Raw genomic sequence first — 23,800 nt, 5'->3', positions numbered from 1 at the left:
AACAACAAGAAGGTAACTGATGCGCGTTGAGGTCAAACCCGACCGGGAATATGCCTGGTTTATCCGCCCCTTTTTCTGGCTGCAACAGCGCAACTATGGTCAGGTGCTTATTCCGGGAAAATGCTGGGGCCGCTCGCCGCGCCTCTTTGCCGCCGTCGCCACCCTCTACGGCGTCATCAACCGCAAGCGCTCCCCCATCGACCCCGTGCTGCGCTCACTGGTGACGGTGCGGGTCTCCCAGCTCAACTGGTGTCGTTTTTGCGTCGACATCAACGCCATGACCCTGGTAAAGAGAGCAGGTTCAAGCGAGAAGGTGGAGGCACTAGCCAACTGGCGCGAAAGTCCCTTGTTCGACGAGCGGGAAAAAGCGGTGCTCGACTATACCGAGGCGATGACTGGCCTCGATGGGGTAAGCGATGAACAGGCGGCCCGCCTCAAGCCCTGGTTCGATGACGACGCCATGGTGGAGCTGACCGGTCTTATCGCCTTTCAGAACATGTCAGCCAAGTTCAACGCCGCCCTCGATATCGCGCCGCAGGGCTTCTGCCAGCTGCCGGTGCAACCGGAACGCCCTGCCCAGCCAGACAACAAGGACGCCTGATGAACCGAACCCGCCTGCTGCTTGCACTGGTAATGGGGGGCCTTATCGGCGCCTTTTTTGCCCTCGATCTCGGTCGTTACCTCACTCTGGACGCCTTGCAGGCCCAGCAGGCTGCAGTGGCGCAATGGGTCGACAGCCACTTTGTCTCGGCCAGCCTGCTGTTCGTGCTTATCTATGTGCTGAGCACAGCTCTCTCCCTGCCCGGCGCCAGCTTGCTCACCCTGGGTGGCAGCGCGGTGTTCGGCGTCGCCTGGGGGCTGCTGCTGGTCTCCTTCGCCAGCACCATAGGCGCAACCCTGGCCTTTCTCAGCGCCCGTTTTCTGCTGCACGACTGGGTCACCGCCCGCTTTGGCGACAAGCTGGCCACCTTTCAGTCCGGCATGGCGAAGGAGGGGGTCTTCTATCTGCTGAGCCTGCGCCTCATCCCCATCTTCCCCTTCTTTCTGGTCAATCTGCTGATGGGGCTCACCCCCATCAGAGTCAGCACCTACTACTGGGTCAGCCAGCTTGGCATGCTGCCCGGCACCTTCGTCTACGTGCTGGCAGGGAGCGAGCTTGGCCAGTTAACCAGCACCGGCAATATCCTCTCCCCCGGCCTGATGGTCGCGTTGACCCTGCTGGGGCTGATGCCCTGGCTGGTCAAGAAATTGACCGCCAAGCTCGCGCTGCGCCGCTTGCTCTCCCCCTACCGCAAACCCGCTCGCTACGACTACAACCTGCTGGTGATCGGTGCCGGTGCAGGTGGGCTGGTTACCAGTTATATCGCGACAGCGGTGAAGGCCAAGGTGGCGCTCATCGAGAAGCACAAGATGGGGGGCGATTGCCTCAACAGTGGCTGTGTCCCCTCCAAGGCATTGATCCGAAGCGCCCGCTTTGCCGCAGAGCAGCGTAAAGCCGACGAGCTGGGCTTTAGCCCAAGCCACTCCCGCGCCGATTTTGCCGCCGTGATGGAGCGGGTGGCTGAGGTTATCAAGGAGGTCGAGCCCCACGACTCCATCGAGCGCTATCAGGGGCTTGGGGTGGAGTGCATCGAAGGAGAGGCGCGGCTGGTCTCTCCCTGGGAGGTGGAGGTTAACGGCCAGCGCCTTGCCAGCCGCCATATCGTTATCGCCACCGGCGCCCGGCCGCTGGTGCCCAAGCTGCCGGGGCTTGATCAGGTGCCTTACCTCACCTCGGATAGCCTCTGGCAGCTGCGCACCCCGCCGCGCCGCCTGCTGGTGCTGGGCGGTGGCCCCATCGGCTGCGAGCTGGCCCAGAGCTTCGCTCTGCTCGGCATTCCCGTGACCTTGGTGGAACTCTCGGAGCAACTGCTGCCCCGCGAAGATAGTGAGGTAGCCGACGCCCTTGCCGGGCAAATGAGCCGAGATGGCGTGCAGCTACTCACCGGCTGGCGCGCCGAACGAGCCGACTATCTGCCCGCAGCCAAGGGGGCTCTCCCCATCCGGCTGCAACTGCGCCGGGGCGATGAGACACAGGTGGTGGAAGGGGATCAACTGCTGCTGGCACTGGGTCGGGTCGCCAACGTCAGCGGCTTCGGGCTCGAAGCGTTGGGGGTCGAGCTTGCCCCCCGCGGCACCATAGCGGTCGATGGCTTCCTCGCCACCAACTTCCCCAGCATACTGGCGGTGGGAGACGTAGCGGGCCCTTACCAGTTCACCCACTTCGCCGCCCATCAGGCCTGGTATGCGGCGGTCAATGCCCTGTTTGGCCAGTTCAAGCGCTTTCGGGCCGACTATCGGGTCATTCCGGCGGCCACCTACACCACGCCGGAGATTGCCCGGGTCGGCCTCAATCGCAAGGAGGCCGAGGCGCAGGGGATTCCCTTCGAGGCGACCCGCTTCGAGCTGGCCGAGCTGGATCGTGCCATTGCCGATGGGGAGCGCCAGGGTTTTGTCGAGGTGCTCACCGTCCCGGGCAAGGATACTATCCTTGGCGCCACCATAGTGGGCACTCACGCCGGTGAACGGATCGCCGAGTTCGTGCTCGCCATGCGTCACCGCCTCGGCCTTGGCAAGATCCTCGGCACCATTCACGCCTATCCCACCCTGATGGAGGGGAACAAATACGTGGCAGGTGAATGGAAACGGGCCCACCAGCCCACCCGGGTGCTGGCGTTGCTGGCCCGTTATCACCGCTGGCGCCGTGGCGCCTGACAACCAGAGAAACGTTTATGCTCAAGCCATTCTCACAACTCAACTCACAGCTCAAACAGCGGCTAAACGCCCTGCTGTGCGCCCTGCCACTGCTGGCCAGCGGCCCGCTGTTAGCCACTCCTGATGACAACTGGCAACGAACCCTTGAGGAGGCGAAGGGGCAGACTGTCTACTTCAACGCCTGGGGCGGCAGCCCGGAGATCAACGCCTATCTGGTGTGGGCTGGGCAGAAGCTGGCGCGCGACTATCAGGTCAAGCTGGTGCAGGTGAAGGTGGATGACATCGCCCAGAGCGTCAGCCAGTTGCTGGCCAACAAGCAGGCGGGCAAGCAAGCTGGCGGCCCCATCGATCTGCTCTGGGTCAACGGCGAGAACTTCAAGGCGCTCAAGGAGCAGGGGCTGCTCGGCGCTCCCTTTACCGCCGAGCTACCCAACATGGCGCTGGTAGACAGCACCCTGCCGGTAAGTGAGGACTTCACCCTGCCGGTGGAAGGGTTGGAAGCCCCCTGGGGCATCGGCCAGCTCAATCTGATGGTCGACACCGAAGAGGTCGCCAGAGCGCCCACCTCGGCTGCAGCCCTGCTGGCGTGGGCCAAGGCCCATCCCGGCCGCTTCACCTATCCCAAGCCGCCCCAGTTCCATGGCTCCAGCTTTCTCAAGCAGATCCTGCTGGAGTTGACGCCGGATCCCACCCCCCTCTATCGGGAGGCGACCGAGAGCGACTTTGCCAAGCTCACCGCCCCGCTCTGGGCCTGGCTCGATGAGCTGCATCCGACACTCTGGCGCAAGGGCAAACTGTTCCCCACCAGCGCCGCCGAAACCCGCCAGTTGCTCGATGATGGCGAACTGGCCATGGCCATCAGCTTCAATCCGCAGGAGGCACAAAGCGCCGCCCAGATTGGCGCCCTGCCCCCCAGCGTGGAAGCCGTCGCTATGGAGAAAGGGGCGCTCACCAACAGCCACTTTCTCGCCATTCCCTTCAATGCCAGCGCCCGTGCGGGTGCCAAGGTGGTGGCCAACTTTCTGTTAAGCCCGGCGGCGCAGGCGCGCAAGGCCAATCCGGCCTTCTGGGGTGATCCCAGCGTGCTGCGGGCCGATGCGCTGCCTGATTCAGCCAAGGGGCAACCGGCACTGCGCTTCAAAGCGGTAGCCGAGCCTCACCCCAGCTGGCAGCTCAAGCTGGAAACAGCCTGGGCCGAGCGTTACGGCCACTGATGAGTGCCGCTGGTCACCCGCTTTCCCGCTCCCGACCGTGGCGCCGGTTGACACGCCACCCCAGTATGAGTATTGGGATGGCGGTCATTTATCTGGCGATCTTCGTCATCCCCCTGCTGGCGGGGCTGTGGCAACTGCTGGCGGAGGGGATGACCGCCTCTCATCTCGCCTTGCTGTTGGCTCAGCCTGGCCTATGGCACTCAGCTGCGCTGAGTCTGTGGATTGGCGCCGCCTCGACCCTCGGTAGTCTGCTGTTGACCGCCCTGCTGCTGGCCCACAGCGACAGCCGGGCTTTCGGCCTGCTCCGTCATCTGCTCTCGCCCATGCTGGCCATGCCCCATGTCGCCTTTGCCATCGGTTTTGCCTTTCTGCTCGCCCCCTCCGGCTGGCTGTTGCGGCTCGTCTCGCCAGCGCTGACGGGGTTTGAACTGCCCCCCGACTGGCAAACCATTCGCGACCCTCTGGGGCTCGGGCTGATTGCACTGCTCGTTTTCAAGGAGACCCCCTTTCTGCTGCTGATGGCGATGGCCGCACAGCAACCCATCCAACTGGCACGCCAGCAGTGGCTGGGGGCAAGCCTCGGCTTCAGCGCCCCCCAGATCTGGTGGCGCCTGCTGCTGCCAGCACTCTGGCCAGCCCTGCGCCTACCCATCTATGCGGTGGCGGCCTATGGAGTGGCGGTGGTGGATCTCGCCCAGTTGCTCGGGCCCGATGCCCCCGCCCCGCTGGCGGTACGGCTGTGGCTCTGGTATCAGGACCCGGATCTGCTCTGGCGCAGCGCCACCGCCAGCGGCGCCCTGCTGCTGCTCGCCATCACCGCGCTGCTCATCGCCCTGCTCAGATTACTGGAGTGGCTTCATAAAGAGGTGGGCAAAGGCTGCTGGCTCGATGGCAAACGGGCAGCGCCCCACGCCTTTGCCAACCGCCTCGCAGCAGGCTTTGTATTGACCCTGCTCACCCTTAATCTGGCGGTGCTGGCGGCCCTGCTGATCTGGTCACTGACGCGCCGCTGGCCCTTTCCCGCCCTCTGGCCCAGCCAATGGAGCAGTCACTACTGGCTGGATCTGCTGCCAACCCTGCTGCCGCTGCTGGCAACCAGCGCACTACTGGCGCTGACGAGCGGATTGCTGGCACTAATGATGGCGGTGTGTAGTCTGGAGGCACAAGCCGGCCGCCACCCCTGGCCGCTCTGGCTTATCTGCCTGCCGCTGTTGCTGCCACAAGCGAGCCTACTATTTGGTATCCGGCTCGGGTTGGACTGGCTTGCACATGACTCGATAAGCAGCGGCATTGGCTGGGGCTGGGTGCTCTGGAGTCAGCTGCTGTTTGTCTTTCCCTATGTCTATTTGTGCCTGCACGGCCCTTATCGCCAGTTCGATCCGCGGATCACCCAGAGCGCCCTGCTGCTGGGGGCAACGCCATGGCGAGCCTGGTGGCAGGTCAAAGCGCCGCTGCTGGCGCGCCCGCTGCTGTTTGCCTTCGGCGTCGGGGCAGCGGTGAGCCTGGCCCAGTATCTGCCGACCCTGCTCTTTGGCGCTGGCAGAGTGGCCACCATCACCACCGAAGCGGTGGCCATCGGCAGCGGCCTCAACCGGCGGCTAGCGGGTCTCTACGGCCTGCTGCAACTGCTGCTACCGCTCGTTATCTATCTGCTGGCGCTCTGGCTGCCAGCGCGGATCAATCCAGCGCTCCAGGGGAGCGGCCAACGATGATCTCTCACGATGGAAACAGCCATATGCTGAGCACCACGCCTCTTCGGCTTTACCTTGATGAAAATCTGCTGCTTTCGCTCCCTGCCCTGCAGGTGGCCCCCGGCGAGGTATTGACCCTGATGGGCCCCAGCGGTTGTGGTAAAAGTTCCCTGCTGGCGGGGATCGCCGGGGTACTGCCCGGCGCACTGACAGAAAATGGCCCGATCCGGCTGGAGGGGGAGATAAGGCTCGGCGAGCGGCCACTCAACGCCTTGCCCGTGCAAGCGCGGCGCATCGGCATGCTGTTTCAGGATGACCTGCTGTTTGCCCATCTGACGGTGGCGGAGAACCTGATGTTCGGCATGCCAGCGACCATCAAGGGAAAACGCGCGCGGCGGGAAAAGGCACTGACCGCATTGGCACAAGTCTCGCTGGCGGATCAGGCTGACAAGCTGCCGCAGCTGCTGTCAGGAGGTCAGCGGGCGCGGGTCAGTCTGCTGCGGGCACTGTTGGCCGAACCCGACGCCCTGCTGCTGGACGAGCCCTTCTCCCGCCTCGACAAGCCGCTGCGGGCCGCCTTTCGCGAGCTGGTGTTCGCGCAGATCAAGGCGCTGGCCATCCCCGCTATTCTGGTGACCCACGATGCGGAAGACGCGCCGGGCACCATACTCAACCTCACCGAATGCCACTGTTAACCGAGGAGTGTTCACCTTGTTTGATCGCCATCTGATCCCCGTGATCCGCAGCCCCCTCACCCAGCTTGCCAAACCGCTCTGCCGTGCCGGGATCAGTGCCAATCAGGTCAGCCTCACCGGCTTTGCCATCGGCATGCTGGCGCTGCCGCTGCTGGCCTTTGGCAGCTATCAGTGGGCACTCGCGACCATCCTGCTCAACCGGCTGCTGGACGGGCTGGACGGCGCCGTGGCACGGGAAACCGGCATCACCGACTGCGGCGGCTTTCTCGACATCACGCTGGATTTCATCTTCTACGCCGCCGTGGTGCTGGGCTTTGCCCTCGCCGCCCCCGCCAATGCGCTGCCCGCCGCCACCCTGCTGTTTGCCTTTATGGGCACCGGCTCGAGCTTTCTGGCATTTGCCATCATGGCGGGCAAGCGGGGGATCGACAATCCGGTCTACCACCACAAATCCCTCTACTATCTGGGCGGCCTCACCGAGGGGAGCGAGACCATCGCCCTCTTTGTGCTGATGTGCCTGTGGCCCGCCGCCTTCGCCCCGCTCGCCTATGGCTTTGCCCTGCTCTGCGCCATCACCACCCTGACCAGGCTCTGGAGCGGCTACCACACGCTACGTCCTCCCCAGCCCTAAACAACACAGCCCTCACCGAGGACTAATCTATCGCACGATGAATTGGCGGCAAACAAGGCGCACGGAACACTTGCACGGGGATGGCAATGTTTTACCATGACGACACTTTTATCAGTCTCTTTGAGAACCCTATGCGTCGCCTTGCCTCTCTTCTCACTCTGTCATTATTCCCCCTGCTCGGTGGCTGCAGCAGCGCCCCAGCGCCAAACCCCGTGGTCGTCCCCCAACCCAAGAGCGCCTTTATCAATCAGGCACCATCGAGCAAACCCGTTTATACACAAGGGGTTAGCAAGGGGGACTTCGCTAATCGCCCCAACGTGGACAGGTTCGTCCAGAAGATGGTCGAGAAGCACGGTTTTGACAACGCCCAGCTGCATCAGGTGCTGGCACAGGCAGAGCGTTACGACTGGATCATCCGCCTGATGGATGCCCAGGCGCCGACTACCGCCAAGCCCACCGGCCCGACCGGCGCCTGGAACCGCTATCGCGCCAAGTTCATCACCCCGGACAACGTACAGAACGGCGTCAACTTCTGGCGTGAATACGCAAGCGAGCTGAACCGGGCGGAGCAGACCTACGGGGTACCGCCGGAGATCATCGTCGGCATTATCGGGGTCGAGACCCGCTGGGGACGGGTGATGGGCAAGACCCGCATTCTGGATGCGCTGGCCACCCTGGCGTTTGATTACCCGCGCCGCGCCGAGTTCTTCACCAGCGAACTGGAAGCCTTCCTGGTGATGACCCGCGACGAGGGGATGGATCCCACCGAACCCAAGGGCTCCTATGCGGGCGCCATGGGCTACGGCCAGTTTATGCCCTCCAGCTTCCAGCGCTATGCGGTGGACTTTGACGGCAACGGCCACACCAACCTGTGGGATCCGGTGGATGCCATCGGCAGCGTCGCCAACTACTTCAAGGCCCATGGCTGGGAGAAAGGGCAACCGGTGGCGGTGCGTGGTCAGGGCCAACTGCCAGGCTATGAACATGGCTTCCAGACCCGCTACCCGGTGGCCACCCTGCGCCGCGCGGGGCTGCCCCCCACCAGCAGCCTGGGCAACCACAGCGAGTCGAGCCTGCTGCGCCTCGATGTCGGCACCGGCTACCAATACTGGTACGGCCTGCCCAACTTCTACACCATTACCCGCTACAACCACAGCACCCACTACGCCATGGCGGTATGGCAGCTGGGGCTGGCGGTGAAGGCGACGCGCTGACAACTCGCAGGCATAAAACAGACAATGAAAAAAGGAGCCATTATGGCTCCTTTTTTATATCCAGCGTTCAACCCCATCACGGGCTCAAGGATGGCTACCTGATTTAGACGCCTGCCTTGGCCAGGGCGGCAGAGACGATCTGCTGGGCTTCCTGCTGGATGAGGTCCAGGTGCGCGTCGCCCTTGAAGCTCTCCATATAGATCTTGTAGATAGACTCAGTGCCGGAAGGGCGCGCCGCGAACCAGCCGTTCTCGGTCACCACCTTGAGGCCGCCGATGGCTGCATCGTTGCCCGGTGCCTTGGTCAGCTTGGCGATGATGGGCTCACCGGCCAGGGTAGAGGCTTCCACCAGTGCCGGATCCAGCTTGGAGAGCACCGCTTTCTGGGCGCTGTTGGCCGGGGCGTCGATACGGCGGTAGCTGGAGCGGCCGAACCTGGCTTCCAGTGCGTCGTAGTGGGCCTGCGGATCCTTGCCGGTCACAGCCAGAATTTCCGCCGCCAGCAGCGCCAGAATGAAACCATCCTTGTCGGTGGTCCAGACGGTGCCATCTTTGCGCAGGAAGGAGGCGCCTGCGCTCTCCTCGCCGCCAAAGCCAAACTCGCCGCTGTAGAGGCCATCCACGAACCACTTGAAGCCGACCGGCACCTCTTTCAGGGTACGGCCAATCTCGCCAGCCACCCGGTCGATCATGGAGGAAGAGACCAGCGTCTTGCCGACGGCTGCATCGGCAGACCAGCCGGTGCGATGGGTAAACAGATACTGGATTGCCACCGCCAGATAGTGGTTCGGGTTCATCAGGCCGGACTTGGTAACGATACCGTGACGGTCGTAGTCAGGGTCGTTGCCAAGGGCGATGTCGAACTTGTCCTTGAGCGCGATCAGGCTGGCCATGGCGAACGGGCTGGAGCAATCCATCCGGATCTTGCCGTCTTTATCCAGGGTCATGAAGGAGAAGGTCGGGTCGACCTTGTAGTTCACCACCTCGATGTTCAGACCATAGGTCTTGGCGATGACGTCCCAGTAGGCGACGCCGGAGCCGCCCAGCGGATCGACACCGATCTTGATGCCAGCGTTCTTGATGGCGTCCATGTCCAGCACGTTCTTCAGATCATCCACATAGGGGGTGACATAGTCGTGCAGGGCCACGAACCGGCTCTTGAGCGCCTCGGCGAACGGCATCCGTTTCACACCGGCCAGACCCGCTTCCAGAATGGCGTTTGCGCGGTCTTCCACCCACTTGGTGATCTCCCCTTCGGCGGGGCCACCGTGGGGCGGATTGTACTTGAAGCCACCATCTTCCGGCGGGTTGTGGGACGGAGTGATCACCACGCCGTCGGCGCGCGCTGCAGGCTTGCCCGCGTTATGGCGCAGGATGGCGTGAGAGATGACCGGGGTCGGGGTAAAGCCAAGGCCAGCCTGAATGCGAGTTTCAACGCCATTGGCGGCCAGCACTTCGACTGCACTGGCAAAGGCAGATTCGGACAGGGCGTGAGTATCCATGCCGACAAACAGCGGGCCAGTGATACCGGCCTGCTGGCGATACTCCACCAGCGCCTGGGTCACCGCCAGAATATGGGATTCGGTAAAGGCACTGTGCAGGGCGCTGCCACGGTGGCCGGAGGTACCGAAGGCCACCCGCTGTTCAGGGCGGCTCATGTCCGGCTTGTTGAGGTAGTAGGCGCTGACCAGACGGGGAATATTGGTCAGGTCGCTTAAACGGGCCGGCTGACCGGCGTGGGAGTGCTGAGCCATGGCGTTTTCCTTGCGTAATGGCGGCCTTGCCGGGCAAGGCCTGAGTCTTGAAAAACCGTTAGATTGCGCCGCACACCTGCGCGATCACCTCATCGCCGTAACCCATGCTGACCATCAGCAGGGTCACCATATTCTGCTTGCGAGTGGTGTTGGTGTTGGTGATCACCCAGAACGGGGTTTCCGGTACAGGCTTGGGCTTGGTGGTGCTGCCACTGGCACGCAGAGCCTCGGGATCCCGCGAGAAATAGACGCGCTTGCGACCCTTGATTTCGGTGGCCTGGGTAAACCCGACCGGGTCATCCCGGTAGAGGGTACTCAGCACCTGCATGAAGCGGTTGATGGACTTCTCTTCTTTTTGCAGATCACCGGAATCGAGCAGGGCTTGCAGCCCTTGCCGGGTGGCTACCGCACTGGGCTGCGCGACGGCAGCTGGCTTGGCAACCGGCACACCTTGGTGAGCAGGCTGTTCCAGCAGACGGCGCAAAATGTCGGAGGCACTCTCACCAATGTGCCGGGTCTGGCTGGCGATATAGAAGTAGAGATCGTCATCAAGCTCGATGGTTTTCATAGGAATGCGCAGGACTCGTCGAAATTCAGATGCGGCGATTATACATAGGCAAACCCGACAGCCCAAGCAAGGGGCTGGCAGATGTACATGAATCGCATCGAGAATACGGCATAATAGTGGACCAAGTGTGTGATCGGCCGCACTGATAGCCGATCTGAACGGGATTTTTTAGAAAAAAAACCACACAAATTTCCCATCCTTCATACGAAATCCTTTTCTTTCCAGTACGTTAAATCATATGGGCAACGCACTCATGACCGAACAAGGTGTCATTTTGCAACAAAAGAGCGTAGTGAACTTCAAAGAGCAGGGTCAGGGCCCGGCGGTCATTCTGATCCACGGCCTGTTTGGCAGCCTCGACAACCTGGGTCTGCTGGCCCGCGCCCTCGGCGAGCAGTACCGGGTCATCAGCGTCGATCTGCGCAACCACGGCGCCTCGTTTCGCAGCGATGACATGAGCTATCCGGCGCAGGCCGCCGATATCCTGACCCTGATGGATCGGCTGAATATTGCTGAAGCGACCCTGATTGGCCACTCGATGGGTGGCAAGGTGGCGATGCAGGTCGCCAAGCTGGCACCCGCACGAGTGACCAAGCTGGTGGTTGCCGACATGGCGCCGGTCGCCTATCCCCACTCCCGCCACCAAAGTGTCTTTGTCGGACTCAACGCCACTCTGGCGGCTCAGCCCCAGAGCCGCAACGATGCGGAACGCATTCTGGCCGCGTATATCGAGATCGTGGGAGTGCGCCAGTTCCTGCTCAAATCCTTCACCAAAGGCGATGATGGCTGGCACTGGCGTTTCAATGTGCCCGCTCTTGAGGAGAACTACGCCAACATCATGGGCTGGCCCGAGGATGAACACAGCTTCGAGGGGCCTGTGCTCTTTATCAAGGGGGGGGATTCTGACTATATGCAACCGCAATACAGCGAGGCGGCACTGGCGCAATTCCCGGCGGCAAAGGTGCGTGTCATCGCCGGTACGGGCCACTGGCTGCATGCGGAAAAGCCGGCTTTGTTCAACAAACTGGTTGTGGATTTCCTGTCCACAGGCGGTTAACAGTTCCAAATCCTTTGTGATATAGTGCGCCCGTCATAAGGAGTGTGCGCAATCCATGCTTAGTGAACATATTGACCTGATCGAGAGTCTGGGCCTCAAGTTATTCTTCGTGGCCATTTTTATTTTGATTGGCTTGGCCATTCAGGACGTGCTCAAACGCGGCAACGTGCCCCGTTTCGGTCGTTTCATCGTCTGGTTGGTACTGTTTCTGGGTTGTGCGGGTTTTGTCGCCAAGGGGCTGATCGAACTGGGCTGGGAAGGCTCAGGACTCGGCTAACTTATTTTCATCTGTGATGTATGGCCAAACAGCAAACTGATCGAACAACACTGGATCTGTTCGCAAATGAGAAGCGCCCCGGCAGGCCAAAGACCAATCCACTCCCCCGCGAGACCCAGCTCAAGATCAACAAGCGTAACCAGCTTAAGCGCGATCGGGAAAATGGGCTGAAGCGGGTAGAGTTAAAGGTGGAGGCCGAGTTGCTGGAGCGCCTGAACCAACTTGCGTTACAACAGAACATCAGCCGAGCCGAGCTGATCCAATCTATCCTGAAACAACAGATTGAGTCCGCCTTTGCGGTGGACATTGCAGTCTGAGCATTAACACCAAATACGGGTAACTAAACACTATGGCAAGTGTAGGTCTGTTTTTTGGCAGCGATACCGGTAACACCGAAGCTGTCGCCAAGATGATCCAGAAAGAGCTGGGCAAAAACCTGATTGAAGTCCGTGACATCGCCAAGAGCAGCAAGGCCGACATCGACAGCTTTGATCTGCTGATGTTCGGCATCCCGACTTGGTACTACGGCGAAGCCCAGGCCGACTGGGATGACTTCTTCCCCGATCTGGGCGAAGTCGACTTCACCAACAAGCTGGTCGCCATCTTCGGTTGCGGTGATCAGGAAGACTATTCCGAGTACTTCCTCGACGCTATGGGCACCCTGCGTGACATCGTCGAAGCCAAAGGCGCCATCATCATCGGTCACTGGCCGACTGCCGGCTACGAGTTCGAAGCCTCCAAGGCACTGGTCGATGACAAGCACTTCGTCGGTCTGGGGATCGATGAAGATCGCCAGCCGGAGCTGACCGCCGAGCGCGTCAAGGGCTGGTGCAAGCAGCTGCACGAAGAGATGTGCCTGGGCGAGCTGGAGTAATCCGCCTCCCCTCTTCTCTCTGACACCAAGGGCCCCGACGGGGCCCTTGGTGTATCTGCTTGTTGCGATGTCTGCCTTTATTCTCCCCTGTTATTCACCTCTGTGCTCCGGTTTGGCCCGTACATAGAGGGTGCGCTTGACCTGTGCCACCAGCTCGCCGCTCTTGTCCTGCACCGTTACTTCGAATTCGGGGAAGTGCTTGTTGCCACCTTCAGTCGCCGCCACGATTTCGGCCAACGTGCCCTCGGTCAGGTTGAACTCGGCCACCAGCTTGCCCTTGCCCGGCTTGATGTAATTGATACTGCCCGCCTTGTCCCAGACGTAGTAGCGATTCTTGAAGTAGCCCATCAGCATCAGCGGATAGATGGGGTCTGTCATGGCAAACATGCTGCCGCCAAACTGGGTGCGGTTGGCATTCTTGTTCCACCAGCGGGATTTCAGGGTCACCCGGCAGTAGCGAAAATCATCGCTCAGGGTCTCTATCTTGATACCGGCGCCCCAGAAGGGAGGCCAGGCGTTGAGCGCGCGGCGCACCCAGGCCGCATTGTCAAAAAGCCAATCCATTGATCTCATCCGACCAGAAATATGAAAGTTACATCTTATCAACATCTGCCATGCCAGCAAGTCGGACGACACGATTCATTATTTCAATCCAACCGGCCATTTATGACTAAACCCCTTGAATTGCCGGGTTTATTTTTAGGGAGGCTACGACCTATAATGACAAGCCAAGCGAGTTGAAGGTTGCCATTACTGCGGCAGTCCATCAGAATAACCCCACCTTCGAGAATGCGAATAAGTAGAATATGGCAGACAACAACCAAGCGTTAAAAAAGGCCGGGCTCAAGATAACCTTACCCCGGGTCAAGATCCTGGAAATCCTGCAACAACCGGACTGCCAACACACCAGCGCCGAAGATCTCTATAAACGCCTGATCGATCTGGGTGAAGAGATTGGTCTAGCCACCGTCTACCGCGTTCTCAACCAGTTTGATGATGCAGGTATCGTTACCCGCCATCACTTCGAAGGGGGCAAGTCGGTATTCGAGCTGGCCACTCAGGAGCACCACGACCATCTGGTTTGCCTGGACTGCGGCAAAGTAATCGAGTTCTCCGACGAGGTGATTGAGCAGCGCCAGCGCGAGATCGCCAAAAAGCACAATATCCGTCTCACCAACCACAGCCTCTATCTCTACGGGCACTGTGCCAGCGGTGAGTGCAAGCACAACGACTAAGTCGGCTGCAACATCAGATCACGGACAATAAAAAAGCCGGCATCAGCTGGCTTTTTTATTGTCCGAAACAGGATAGAAGCACCATGGAGGGCAGAGTCTCCCCTGCCCCACTGTATCAGCCTTCTACCTTGCCCCAGGAGTCACGCAGGGCAACGGTGCGGTTGAACACCAGATGCTCCGGGCTGGAGAGCTTGTTGTCGGCGCAGAAGTAACCTTCACGCTCGAACTGGTAAGCCTGCTCCGGCTTGGCGTTCTTCAGGGAAGCCTCGACACGGGCACCCTCGATGATCACCAGGGATTCCGGGTTCAACGCGGCTTCGAAGTCATCCTCGGCACCCGGGTTCGGCACCTTGAACAGACGGTCGTAGAGACGTACTTCCGCTGGCAGGGCGTGAGTGGCGCTGACCCAGTGGATCACCCCTTTCACCTTGCGGCCATCGGCCGGATCCTTGCCCAGCGTCTCGGGGTCGTAGCTGCAGTAGATGCAGGTGACCTTGCCGTCGGCATCCTTCTCGATGCGCTCGGCCTTGATGACGTAGGCATTGCGCAGACGCACTTCCTTGCCCAGCACCAGACGCTTGAACTGCTTGTTCGCTTCCTCTTTGAAGTCGGCTTCGTCGATGAAGATTTCGCGGGTAAAGTTCAGCTCGCGGGTACCCATCTCGGCATTGCTCGGGTGGGCCGGGGCAGTCAGCACTTCGTCAGCCGCCAGATTCTCGATGACCACTTTCACCGGATGCAGCACGGCCATGGCGCGCGGCGCATTCTCGTTGAGGTCTTCGCGGATGCAGGCTTCCAGCATGCTCATCTCGACGATGTTGTCCTGCTTGGTGACGCCGATGCGCTTGCAGAACTCGCGGATGGAGGCCGGAGTGTAACCGCGACGACGCAGACCGGAAACGGTCAGCATGCGTGGGTCATCCCAACCGTCGACGTGCTTCTCGGTCACCAGCAGGTTCAGCTTGCGCTTGGACATGACGGTGTACTCGAGGTTCAGACGAGAGAACTCGTACTGACGGGGGTGGCAGTCGATGCTGATGTTGTCCAGCACCCAGTCGTACAGACGACGGTTATCCTGGAACTCCAGGGTACAGATGGAGTGAGTGATCCCTTCCAGCGCGTCCGAGATGCAGTGAGTGAAGTCATACATCGGGTAGATGCACCACTTGTCACCGGTCTGGTGATGGTGGGCAAACTTGATTCGGTAGATAACCGGATCACGCATCACCATGAAAGGAGAGGCCATGTCGATCTTGGCGCGCAGGCAGGCGGTGCCTTCAGCCAATTCGCCGTTCTTCATCTTGGCAAACAGCGCCAGGTTCTCTTCCACGCTGCGATCGCGGAACGGGCTGTTTTTACCTGCTTCAGTCAGGGTGCCACGGTACTCGCGCATCTGCTCGGCAGTCAGTTCGTCCACATAAGCCAGGCCCTTTTCAATCAACTCGATGGCGTAGCCGTGCAGCTTGTCGAAATAGTCGGAGGAGTAGCAGATCTCGCCGTTCCACTGGAAGCCCAGCCACTGCACATCCTGCTTGATGGACTCGACGTACTCGATGTCTTCTTTCACCGGGTTGGTGTCATCAAAACGCAGGTTGCACTGGCCCTGATAGTCACGAGCGATGCCGAAGTTCAGGCAGATGGACTTGGCGTGGCCGATATGGAGATAACCGTTCGGCTCGGGCGGAAAACGGGTATGCACGCTGCTGTGCTTACCGCTGGCCAGATCTTCATCAATGATCTGACGAATAAAGTTAGTTGGGCTGTTCGCCTGACTCATGGCTCACCTCAAAAAAGCGTCACTGGCGGAAGTTGTGCCGGCTGGCACCCTCATCCCCCCGCCGTCAAGCCGGGTATGATCCCTCATTACGGGCGCTGCCTCAACCTGAATTTGGCCCTTCCGGGCCATTTCCCGGCCATTGCGCCACGAAAAACGGGAGGGGTTGGCACCTTGCGCACAAAATGGATAAAAAAAGCCCCGCACAGGGCGGGGCTGAAAGTGATGAAAAACAAAACAGACATTTACACACAACAAAGGCTCACACGCACAGTCAACCTTTCCCAAACCCGATGCGCCATCGCCCTTGGGAAAGGCGGGTCTTGCGACCCACCTCATGTTAACGGTTGACTGCTATCAGTTCAGTTCGGTGACGCGGCTGGTGCGCTTGCCATCGAAGCTGGTGGTACGCAGGTAGACCTTGCCATCTACGCTCGGCTTGGCCGCGGCGTCATAGGCACTCCAGTTGGTACCGTCCAGGCTGTACTGGATGGGCAGACCCGGCAGGTCCACGTTTGCTTCCAGCTTACCGTTCACCACTTTGGCACCCGGTACGGAGAGGCGGTATTCAACACCGGCCTGATCCAGCTTCGGCAGCACACGCTGACCCAAGACGTTGGCAAACTGGTTCCACTCTTTGTTGAGGGTGGCCTTGTTGACATGCTTGGTCTCGCCGGAGAACTCGCGGCCCTTCACATAGTTCAGCTCGAAGCCACCTTTGTGCCAGGCACGCTCGGCTACGGAGAAGATACGCGGGTAGACCATGTACTCGTACTGAGCATCGGTACGCACGGTTTCACTCCACTGCTGACCTGAGATCCCCTTGAACTTGACCGGATCCTGGTCACCCTTGGCCACGAAGGCGTTGCCGTCGCGGTCAACCGAAGTCTCGGCGTTCTGCGGCAGGTTTTCCGGGGCGAAGGCAAATACCTTGCGGGTGTCGTTGAAACGGGTTGCCCAGTAGTAGCCACGCTCGGCCGGGTGTACTTCGTTCGGGAAGTCGAAGTAGAGGTAATCCGGGTTGGACAGGACCACTTGGTAACCCTTGTGCGCCCACTTCATCGCTTCGTTGAAGCCACCCCAGTAGAGGGTTTCCCAGAAGTTGACTCGGGTGTTGTCGGTGGCGAAGTCCTTGGCACCGCTGGCGTACTTCAGACCATCTTCCCACGCCTGCAGGGTAGAGAAGCCGCGGTCTTTGACCATCTCGCCCACTTCCTTGGCGAAGTAAACCGGCAGCTCGCCCACTTCCTTGATCTTGCCTTCGTCGATCATCTTCTGGCACATCGGGGACTTGCCAAACGGCTTGTCCTGCTTGCTGGAGTCGACGTTGCCTTTCCAGGCGACCAGCTCTTCTTTCTTGGTGACGGCCGGATCCTGATAGCCACCGCCCTGCATGATGTTCTTCGCCTCATCACCACCGTAGTGCCATGCGGTCAGCGGCTGACCGGCGGCCTGGTGCATCTGGGCCACTTCATCCATGACCTTGGCCACGAAGGTGGCAGCACCCGGCTGGCAAGGGTTGATGAAGGACATCTTGTCGTAGAACTGGACCGAGGTGACGTTGGAGGTGTCAGCCGGATCAGTCAGACGGAACTGGTTGGCTTCCGCTTCTTTGCCTTCCGCCATCAGACGCTTGTAGCGCGCTTCCATGGAGACCACGGCAGCACGGGCGTGAGCTGGCATGTTGATCTCGGGGATCACGGTCACACCGCGGGCCTTGGCATAACGCACCAGATCCACGTAGTCAGACTTGCTGTAGAAACCGGAACCCTGGTTGTCGCTGGTCGGGCCGGAACCCAGTTGCGGCATCAGGCACTTGGTTTCAGACTCGTCGTGGCAACGCTGGCTACCGACCTGGGTCAGCTCCGGCAGACCCGGGATCTCCAGACGCCAGCCTTCATCGTTGGTCAGGCCAAGGTGCAGCACGTTGAGCTTCATGGCAGACATCTGGTCAACCAGCTTCTTCATGGTCTCGGTGCTTCTGAAGTGGCGAGCCACGTCAGTCTGCATGCCGCGGTATTCAAAGCGCGGTGCATCTTCGACACTCATCGGAGAGACCAGCTTGTCATCCACACCCAGCAGGGAGATGAGGGATTGTGCGCCCCAATATGCTCCGTCGATGTCACGGCCCTGGATCACTGTGCCCTTCTGACCGATGGTCATATCATAGCCTTCAGCCTGCTTGAGCTTGCTGCCGAGCTTGATGGTAACCGGGTAGCCGGTGTCGGAGAGGGTAACACCCAGCTTGGTCAGTTGAGCCTTCAGGGCCTCGGCGCGATCGCTCGGCAAGTCCAGGGCATTGAGCTTGATAGTGGAGAAGTCGATTTGTGGGCCCGCCTTCACAACCTGCTTGAGTGGCGTCGGCACGATCTGGTTGTCAATCTTGCCTGCAGGCAGCAGGGTGCTGGTCTGGTTGGCCGCGAAACGGGTCTCGCTGTTCATCAGGATGTTGTTGTCATCCTTGGTACGCTTCCAGCCATCGGCCGGCATCGGCTTCTCGTAGGTGCTGGCATCATTGATGTTGCTCATGCTGGCCAGTACTTTCGGCTCGGCACCTTCGCTGGCAACATACCAGTTCGGCATGATGTCAGATTCGAACAGTACCCAATACTCGACCACCAGCGGCACTTCGACCGTGGCATCCTTGGCAAAGCCCTGGAACTTCTCGGTTGGCGTCAAACGATAGAGATCGCCGGTCAGGTGAGTGATGGTGAACTGGTCGTTATCCACACGCTGGATACGACGGATGGAGGAGACGTAGATGCTCCAGTCTTTAGAGGTCACGTCAGCACCGGTATTGGTCAGGTGCAGCCTGGCAACGCCACAGCTCGCCCACTCGGAACCGAGCGCCTGGCAATCAAGGCCGGCACCGGCACCGTCGTTGGTGACCACTTCATACTTGACCACCAGGTTGTTGGCGAGGGAGTCGACCACGGCCTGCTTGGCGGCATCGGCAGCCTGGACCTGGCTGACAAAAACGGTAGACATGGCAATGGCTAACAGAGAATGTTTCAAGTTCATAACTGCTGCTCTCATTTGAAGTAAAGGTTGGATTTTCTTGGCTTTTTTATATGGGGCCCCTGAGCGGGGCCCTTAGTTATGTCAACAATGGACTTAGACTTGAGGTGAGCGAGTCGCTCGATTAACGCAGGGCTTTCATCTCACCGGCGATGATTTCGGCCAATGGGCCCAGAATCACCTGCAGGTTCTGCTCACCGAGTTTGACCACACCGGCCGCACCCAGGGCTTTCAGCTTGCGCTCATCAACGATGCTGCGGTCTTTCAGGGTCAGACGCAGACGGGTGATGCAGGCATCGATGGTAACCAGGTTGTCCTGACCACCCAGCACTTCCAGGTATTGCTTGGCCAGCTCGGTACGGTCGGTGGTCTGGGCAGCAGCCGGGACGCTGTCTTGCTCATCTTCACGACCCGGGGTTTTCAGGTTCAGCTTGGCAATCACTGCGCGGAACACCACGTAGTAGAGACCGAAGAAGACCAGACCCTGAGCAATCAGCATGTACCAGTTGGTCGCCAGCGGGTTACGGCTGGAGAGCACCATATCCACTAGGCCGGCACTGAAACCGAAACCGGCAATCCAGTGCATGGACGCAGCGATAAACACGGAGATACCGGTCAGCACGGCGTGGATGACATAGAGCACTGGCGCCACGAACATGAAGGAGAACTCGAGCGGCTCGGTAACACCGGTAAAGAAGGCAGCAAAGGCAGCAGCGATCATGATGGAAGCTACTTTCTCTTTGTTCTCTTTCTTGGCGGCGTGGTAGATGGCCAGTGCTGCACCCGGCAGACCGAACATCATGATGGGGAAGAAACCAGCCTGATACATACCGGTGACACCAACAACGGCTTTACCAGCATCGATGGAGGATTGACCACCCAGGAAATTCGGGATGTCGTTGATACCAGCCACGTCAAACCAGAACACGGAGTTCAGGGCGTGGTGCAGACCAACAGGGATCAGCAGGCGGTTGAAGAAGGCGTAGATACCGGCACCGCTGGCACCCATGCTGACGATGGACTCACCGAAGGAGACCAAGCCACCGTAAATCACCGGCCATACCGCCATCAAGATGAAGGAGACAATCATCATCACGACAGAGGTCACGATCGGCACCAGACGACGACCAGAGAAGAAGGCCAGCGCTTTGTGCAATTCGACGCTGCTGAAGCGGTTGTACAACTCAGCGGCAATCACACCACACAGGATACCGACAAACTGGTTGCTGATCTTGGCAAACGCAGCAGGTACCTGCTCCAGCGGAATGCCCTGGATCTGGGCAACGGCGCCTGGGCTCAGCAGGGTGGTCACTACCAGGAAACCGACCAGACCGGCCAGTGCGGCAGAACCGTCTTTATCTTTGGACATGCCGTAAGCAACGCCGACAGCAAACAGGATTGGCATACTATCGATGATCGCGGCACCCGCTTTGATCAAGAAAGCCGCCAGCGGACTACCACCGCCCCAGCCATTCGGGTCAATCCAGTAGCCAACCCCCATCAGGATCGCGGCGGCAGGCAATACCGCTACCGGCACCATCAGGGCACGGCCGATCTTTTGCATATAACCGAGAATGTTCACGGTTCCTCTCCTTAGTTAATGTTTTTCTAGAAATTAAGTGCTTATCACGTTTGACGCATAAGCCATCAAGGCTTGATTGGCAGTCTAGGGCTTTTATTTCGCTGCGCAAATTAATAAACCGATAATCGTGATCTTTATCACCCAAACAAGATAAAGGTGGTGGATAGATGTGGCTTAGTCCGCAATCTTTATTTACGCTATAAAACAACTGAAATCCGTATTAGCCCATTGCCACCAGCAAACCGGCCGCAACCCGACACAGAGGTATCCATCATGCGCCTGATCCCGTTGAAATCTGCCAACCAAGTAGGCCTCTGGTCTGCTCGTTACATCGTTGACCGTATCAAGGCGTTTAAGCCTACTGCAGAGCGCCCTTTCGTACTGGGCCTGCCCACCGGCGGCACCCCGCTCAACACCTACAAGCGCCTGATCGAGTTGCACAAAGCCGGTGAAGTGAGCTTCCAGAACGTGGTCACCTTCAACATGGACGAGTACGTCGGCCTGCCGGAAGATCACCCGGAGAGCTACCACAGCTTCATGCACAACAACTTCTTCAGCCACATCGACATTCGTCCCGAGAACATCAACATCCTCAACGGCAATGCCGAGGATCTGGTGGCCGAGTGCAAGCGCTACGAAGACAAGATCAAGTCCTATGGCAAGATCCACCTGTTCATGGGTGGCGTGGGTAACGACGGCCACATCGCATTCAACGAGCCGGCTTCTTCTCTCTCCTCCCGCACCCGGGTCAAGACCCTGACCGAAGACACCCGTATCGCCAACTCCCGCTTCTTCGGTGGCGACATGGAGCAGGTGCCCAAGCTGGCCCTGACCGTGGGTGTCGGCACCCTGATGGATGCGGAAGAGATCATGATCCTGGTCACCGGTCACGGCAAGGCACTGGCCCTGCAGGCCGCAGTGGAAGGCAGCGTCAACCACATGTGGACCATCTCTACCCTGCAACTGCATCCGAAGGGAATGATGGTGTGCGACGAGCCCTCCACCATGGAGCTCAAGGTCAAGACCGTTCGCTACTTCCAGCAACTGGAAGCCGCCAACATCGGCCGTCTGTAAGGAGTCGTCATGTACGCATTGACCAACTGCACCCTCTACACCAGCAGCTGCGTGCTAACCGGTTACGGGGTGCTTATCGAGGGCGACAAGATTGTCGCCATCTCTCACCAGGCCGAACTGCCTGCGGGCATCGAGCAGATTGACCTCAAGGGCGCCAACCTGACCGCCGGTTTTATCGACGTGCAGCTCAACGGCTGTGGCGGGGTGATGTTCAACACCGACATCACGGTCGAGACCCTGGCAACCATGCAGGCGGCCAACCTCAAATCCGGTACCACCAGCTTCCTGCCGACCCTGATCACCAGTCCGGATGCGGATATGAAGCAGGCCGTTGCGGTGACCCGCGACTACATGGCAGCCAACCCCAATGAGGTGCTGGGCGTCCATCTGGAGGGGCCTTACACCAACCTCAAGCGAAAGGGGATCCACCCTGCCGCGCAAATTCGCCAGCCAGCGGACGAAATGATCGACTTCTTCTGTGCCAACGCGGATGCCATCACCAAAATTACCCTGGCACCGGAGCGCAACGAACCGGCCCATATCCGCCGTCTGGTGGAAGCGGGCATTCTGGTCTCGGCCGGTCACACTGCCGCCAGTTACGATCAGGCCATGGCCGGATTCGATAACGGTATTCGCTTTGCCACCCACCTCTACAACGCCATGACCCCGACCCTCAACGGTCGCGAGCCGGGTGTGGTGGGCGCCATTTATGACCGCAAGGATGTCTACGCCGGCGTCATCGTCGATGGCCACCATGTGCACTGGGCCAACGTGCGTCTGGCTCACAAGGCGCTGGGGGAGCGACTGGTGCTGGTCACCGATGCCACCGCAGCAGCCGGAGCGCCGGAAGGCTTTGAGAAATTTGATTTTTGTGGCACCACCGTCTTTTTACGCGATGGTCAGTGTGTCGACGAGAATGGTACACTCGGCGGTTCCTCCCTCACCATGATTGAGGGGGTGGAAAATCTGGTCAAGCAGGTCGGATTACCGCTCGATGAAGCACTGAGAATGGCCAGCCTCTACCCCGCTCGCGCCATTGGATGGGACTCACGTCTCGGTAGTATCCAGGTCGGTAAAGTAGCCAACCTCACTGTCTTCGATCAGGACTTCACGGTCCGTGGGACCGTGGTTAACGGACACTACACACAACAGTGACATCATGACTGGCGGACAAATAGCAAACGTAGATCTCATCAAGCAGGTCAACAGTGCAGCCGTGTATCGGCTCATCGACCTGCAAGGCCCCATCTCGCGGGTCAAAATTGCCGAGTTGAGTCAGCTGGCCCCGGCCAGCGTAACCAAAATAACCCGGCAACTGATCGAGCATGGCCTGATCAAGGAGACCTCTCCGCAAGCCTCCACCGGCGGGCGGCGCGCCATCTCCCTGACCACCATCAAGCATCGCTTTCAGTTTGTCTCCGCCAAGCTGGGCCGCGGCTACCTGCAACTGAGTCTCTATGACCTCGATGGCAAGGAGCTCGACCAGCACGTCATTCAGGTGACCGAGATCGACCAGCAACCCGTGGTCGACATGCTGCTGCGGGAGATTGGCGCCTTTATCGATGCCAACCGCGAACGCTGTCGCAACCTCATCAGCATCGCGCTCACCATGCCGGGTCTGGTCAACCCGGAATCAGGTACTGTCATCTACACCCCCAAGTACCAGATCCGCAATCTGGGGCTGGCGAAACTGCTTGAAAACCACTTCAACCTCCCCTGCTACGTGGGTAACAACACCCGCTCGCTGGCGCTGGCCGAACACTTCTTCGGCGAGTCACGCGACTGTATGGACTCCATTCTGGTCAGCGTCCATCAGGGGACGGGCTCGGGGATCATCACCAAGGGGCAGGTGTTCCTCGGTCAGAACCGCAACGTCGGCGAAATCGGCCATATCCAGGTCGAGCCCCTCGGCAAGCGTTGTCACTGCGGCAACTTCGGCTGCCTCGAGACCATCGCCTCCAACGAAGCCGTCATCGACAAGGTGAAGGAGCTCATCAGTCGCGGCCACCATAGCTCGCTGCAGGAGAAGCACATCACCATTCAGGAGGTGTGCAAGGCGGCGCTGGCGGGTGACGAACTGGCTCGCAGCGTCATCGAAAACGTGGGTGAGCATCTGGGACGAGCGGTGGCCATCACGGTCAACCTGTTCAACCCGCAGAAGGTGCTGATCGCCGGGGAAATCACCGCGGCAGAGGCAATCCTCTTCCCCGCAATCCGCCGTTGCGTCGAGCATCAATCCCTGCCGAGCTTTCACCGCGGCCTGCCCATCGTGAAGGCGCGCTTCCAGAACCAGCCAACCTATGGCGGCTTTGCGCTGGTCAAACGCGCCCTGTTGGAGGGAGATCTGCTGCAGATCATCATGGAACAGAAGTAAGACACAACCTTGCGA

21 protein-coding genes are annotated in these 23,800 nt (G+C 59.7%); 15 read left to right on the top strand and 6 right to left on the bottom strand.

What is annotated here, in order from left to right:
• Positions 1–19: 19 nt before the first annotated feature.
• The 7 genes from ACRAUW_RS03535 (at position 20) to mltB (ending at position 8,199) form a co-directional block, all read left to right on the top strand.
• Positions 20–601, top strand: coding sequence for a carboxymuconolactone decarboxylase family protein (locus ACRAUW_RS03535; RefSeq protein WP_431361180.1), 582 nt, complete (start codon positions 20–22; stop codon positions 599–601).
• Positions 601–2,754, top strand: a complete 2,154-nt coding sequence (locus ACRAUW_RS03530) for an FAD-dependent oxidoreductase (protein ID WP_431361179.1) — start codon at positions 601–603, stop codon at positions 2,752–2,754. Before ACRAUW_RS03535 ends, ACRAUW_RS03530 begins: the two co-directional genes overlap by 1 nt.
• 17 nt (positions 2,755–2,771) lie before the next feature.
• Positions 2,772–3,968, top strand: coding sequence for an ABC transporter substrate-binding protein (locus ACRAUW_RS03525; protein WP_431361178.1), 1,197 nt, complete (start codon positions 2,772–2,774; stop codon positions 3,966–3,968).
• A gap of 77 nt (positions 3,969–4,045) precedes the next feature.
• Complete coding sequence (locus ACRAUW_RS03520) at positions 4,046–5,680, top strand: ABC transporter permease (protein WP_431361177.1); 1,635 nt, start codon at positions 4,046–4,048, stop codon at positions 5,678–5,680.
• A 23-nt stretch (positions 5,681–5,703) separates the two neighbouring features.
• Positions 5,704–6,354: an ATP-binding cassette domain-containing protein gene (locus ACRAUW_RS03515; RefSeq protein WP_431361176.1), complete on the top strand. Its 651-nt coding sequence runs from the start codon at positions 5,704–5,706 to the stop codon at positions 6,352–6,354.
• 16 nt (positions 6,355–6,370) lie between these two features.
• Positions 6,371–6,985, top strand: a complete 615-nt coding sequence (locus ACRAUW_RS03510; protein ID WP_106843189.1) for a CDP-alcohol phosphatidyltransferase family protein — start codon at positions 6,371–6,373, stop codon at positions 6,983–6,985.
• Between the two features lie 131 nt (positions 6,986–7,116).
• Positions 7,117–8,199 carry a lytic murein transglycosylase B gene (mltB, locus tag ACRAUW_RS03505; RefSeq protein ID WP_431361175.1) on the top strand — a complete coding sequence of 361 codons (1,083 nt, stop codon included), beginning with the start codon at positions 7,117–7,119 and terminating at the stop codon, positions 8,197–8,199.
• Positions 8,200–8,302: 103 nt separating this feature from the next.
• On the opposite strand, the gene pgm is transcribed toward mltB, so the two are convergent.
• Together pgm and seqA are read right to left on the bottom strand one after the other, a co-directional pair.
• Positions 8,303–9,952, bottom strand: a complete 1,650-nt coding sequence (pgm, locus tag ACRAUW_RS03500) for a phosphoglucomutase (alpha-D-glucose-1,6-bisphosphate-dependent) (protein WP_431361174.1) — start codon at positions 9,950–9,952, stop codon at positions 8,303–8,305.
• A 58-nt stretch (positions 9,953–10,010) separates the two neighbouring features.
• Complete coding sequence (gene seqA, locus ACRAUW_RS03495) at positions 10,011–10,520, bottom strand: replication initiation negative regulator SeqA (RefSeq protein WP_431361173.1); 510 nt, start codon at positions 10,518–10,520, stop codon at positions 10,011–10,013.
• Between the two features lie 292 nt (positions 10,521–10,812).
• Between seqA and ACRAUW_RS03490 the strand changes: the two genes are divergently transcribed.
• The 4 genes from ACRAUW_RS03490 to fldA are packed head-to-tail and all read left to right on the top strand — an operon-like array spanning position 10,813 to position 12,728.
• Positions 10,813–11,577 carry an alpha/beta fold hydrolase gene (locus ACRAUW_RS03490; protein ID WP_431361184.1) on the top strand — a complete coding sequence of 255 codons (765 nt, stop codon included), beginning with the start codon at positions 10,813–10,815 and terminating at the stop codon, positions 11,575–11,577.
• Positions 11,578–11,632: 55 nt separating this feature from the next.
• Positions 11,633–11,854, top strand: a complete 222-nt coding sequence (locus ACRAUW_RS03485; protein WP_005334296.1) for a DUF2788 domain-containing protein — start codon at positions 11,633–11,635, stop codon at positions 11,852–11,854.
• 20 nt (positions 11,855–11,874) lie between these two features.
• A complete protein-coding gene (gene ybfE / locus ACRAUW_RS03480) occupies positions 11,875–12,171 on the top strand; it encodes a LexA regulated protein (protein WP_005334297.1) in 297 nt (98 codons plus the stop codon).
• 32 nt (positions 12,172–12,203) lie between these two features.
• A complete protein-coding gene (gene fldA / locus ACRAUW_RS03475) occupies positions 12,204–12,728 on the top strand; it encodes a flavodoxin FldA (RefSeq protein WP_431361172.1) in 525 nt (174 codons plus the stop codon).
• Between the two features lie 90 nt (positions 12,729–12,818).
• Here fldA and ACRAUW_RS03470 read toward each other — a convergent pair whose 3' ends face one another.
• Positions 12,819–13,292: a DUF4442 domain-containing protein gene (locus ACRAUW_RS03470; protein WP_431361171.1), complete on the bottom strand. Its 474-nt coding sequence runs from the start codon at positions 13,290–13,292 to the stop codon at positions 12,819–12,821.
• A gap of 242 nt (positions 13,293–13,534) precedes the next feature.
• Here ACRAUW_RS03470 and fur point away from each other — a divergent pair, with 242 nt between their 5' ends.
• Positions 13,535–13,963, top strand: a complete 429-nt coding sequence (gene fur, locus ACRAUW_RS03465) for a ferric iron uptake transcriptional regulator (RefSeq protein ID WP_431361170.1) — start codon at positions 13,535–13,537, stop codon at positions 13,961–13,963.
• A 115-nt stretch (positions 13,964–14,078) separates the two neighbouring features.
• Here the strand turns inward: fur and glnS are convergent, their stop codons facing one another.
• From glnS to nagE, 3 genes are all read right to left on the bottom strand, one after another.
• On the bottom strand, positions 14,079–15,740 hold the full coding sequence (glnS, locus tag ACRAUW_RS03460; protein ID WP_431361169.1) for a glutamine--tRNA ligase: 1,662 nt from the start codon (positions 15,738–15,740) through the stop codon (positions 14,079–14,081).
• 354 nt (positions 15,741–16,094) lie between these two features.
• Complete coding sequence (locus ACRAUW_RS03455; protein WP_431361168.1) at positions 16,095–18,758, bottom strand: beta-N-acetylhexosaminidase; 2,664 nt, start codon at positions 18,756–18,758, stop codon at positions 16,095–16,097.
• A 121-nt stretch (positions 18,759–18,879) separates the two neighbouring features.
• Positions 18,880–20,337 (bottom strand): N-acetylglucosamine-specific PTS transporter subunit IIBC, encoded by a 1,458-nt coding sequence (gene nagE, locus ACRAUW_RS03450; RefSeq protein WP_431361167.1) that lies wholly within the window; start codon positions 20,335–20,337, stop codon positions 18,880–18,882.
• 273 nt (positions 20,338–20,610) lie between these two features.
• Here nagE and nagB point away from each other — a divergent pair, with 273 nt between their 5' ends.
• The 3 genes from nagB to nagC are packed head-to-tail and all read left to right on the top strand — an operon-like array spanning position 20,611 to position 23,785.
• The gene (nagB, locus tag ACRAUW_RS03445) at positions 20,611–21,411 is read left to right on the top strand and encodes a glucosamine-6-phosphate deaminase (protein WP_431361166.1); all 801 of its coding nucleotides are present in this window, start codon (positions 20,611–20,613) and stop codon (positions 21,409–21,411) included.
• A gap of 9 nt (positions 21,412–21,420) precedes the next feature.
• On the top strand, positions 21,421–22,566 hold the full coding sequence (gene nagA / locus ACRAUW_RS03440; RefSeq protein ID WP_431361165.1) for an N-acetylglucosamine-6-phosphate deacetylase: 1,146 nt from the start codon (positions 21,421–21,423) through the stop codon (positions 22,564–22,566).
• 4 nt (positions 22,567–22,570) lie between these two features.
• A complete protein-coding gene (gene nagC / locus ACRAUW_RS03435) occupies positions 22,571–23,785 on the top strand; it encodes a DNA-binding transcriptional regulator NagC (RefSeq protein WP_431361164.1) in 1,215 nt (404 codons plus the stop codon).
• The last annotated feature ends 15 nt before the right edge of the window (positions 23,786–23,800 follow it).

The organism is Aeromonas sp., assembly GCF_050633025.1.
GTDB lineage: Bacteria > Pseudomonadota > Gammaproteobacteria > Enterobacterales > Aeromonadaceae > Aeromonas.
Note: the sequence above shows the minus strand (reverse complement) of the source record. Positions and strands in the feature narration are given on the sequence as shown.

Excerpts from the sequence above, each read along its gene's own strand:
- ACRAUW_RS03535 (WP_431361180.1), top strand. The coding sequence starts at position 20 with ATGCGCGTTGAGGTCAAACCCGACCGGGAATATGCCTGGTTTATCCGC.
- ACRAUW_RS03530 (WP_431361179.1), top strand. The coding sequence starts at position 601 with ATGAACCGAACCCGCCTGCTGCTTGCACTGGTAATGGGGGGCCTTATC.
- ACRAUW_RS03525 (WP_431361178.1), top strand. The coding sequence starts at position 2,772 with ATGCTCAAGCCATTCTCACAACTCAACTCACAGCTCAAACAGCGGCTA.
- ACRAUW_RS03520 (WP_431361177.1), top strand. The coding sequence starts at position 4,046 with ATGGCGGTCATTTATCTGGCGATCTTCGTCATCCCCCTGCTGGCGGGG.
- ACRAUW_RS03515 (WP_431361176.1), top strand. The coding sequence starts at position 5,704 with ATGCTGAGCACCACGCCTCTTCGGCTTTACCTTGATGAAAATCTGCTG.
- mltB (WP_431361175.1), top strand. The coding sequence starts at position 7,117 with ATGCGTCGCCTTGCCTCTCTTCTCACTCTGTCATTATTCCCCCTGCTC.
- pgm (WP_431361174.1), bottom strand. The coding sequence starts at position 9,952 with ATGGCTCAGCACTCCCACGCCGGTCAGCCGGCCCGTTTAAGCGACCTG.
- seqA (WP_431361173.1), bottom strand. The coding sequence starts at position 10,520 with ATGAAAACCATCGAGCTTGATGACGATCTCTACTTCTATATCGCCAGC.
- ACRAUW_RS03485 (WP_005334296.1), top strand. The coding sequence starts at position 11,633 with ATGCTTAGTGAACATATTGACCTGATCGAGAGTCTGGGCCTCAAGTTA.
- ybfE (WP_005334297.1), top strand. The coding sequence starts at position 11,875 with ATGGCCAAACAGCAAACTGATCGAACAACACTGGATCTGTTCGCAAAT.
- fldA (WP_431361172.1), top strand. The coding sequence starts at position 12,204 with ATGGCAAGTGTAGGTCTGTTTTTTGGCAGCGATACCGGTAACACCGAA.
- ACRAUW_RS03470 (WP_431361171.1), bottom strand. The coding sequence starts at position 13,292 with ATGGATTGGCTTTTTGACAATGCGGCCTGGGTGCGCCGCGCGCTCAAC.
- fur (WP_431361170.1), top strand. The coding sequence starts at position 13,535 with ATGGCAGACAACAACCAAGCGTTAAAAAAGGCCGGGCTCAAGATAACC.
- glnS (WP_431361169.1), bottom strand. The coding sequence starts at position 15,740 with ATGAGTCAGGCGAACAGCCCAACTAACTTTATTCGTCAGATCATTGAT.
- ACRAUW_RS03455 (WP_431361168.1), bottom strand. The coding sequence starts at position 18,758 with ATGAACTTGAAACATTCTCTGTTAGCCATTGCCATGTCTACCGTTTTT.
- nagB (WP_431361166.1), top strand. The coding sequence starts at position 20,611 with ATGCGCCTGATCCCGTTGAAATCTGCCAACCAAGTAGGCCTCTGGTCT.
- nagA (WP_431361165.1), top strand. The coding sequence starts at position 21,421 with ATGTACGCATTGACCAACTGCACCCTCTACACCAGCAGCTGCGTGCTA.
- nagC (WP_431361164.1), top strand. The coding sequence starts at position 22,571 with ATGACTGGCGGACAAATAGCAAACGTAGATCTCATCAAGCAGGTCAAC.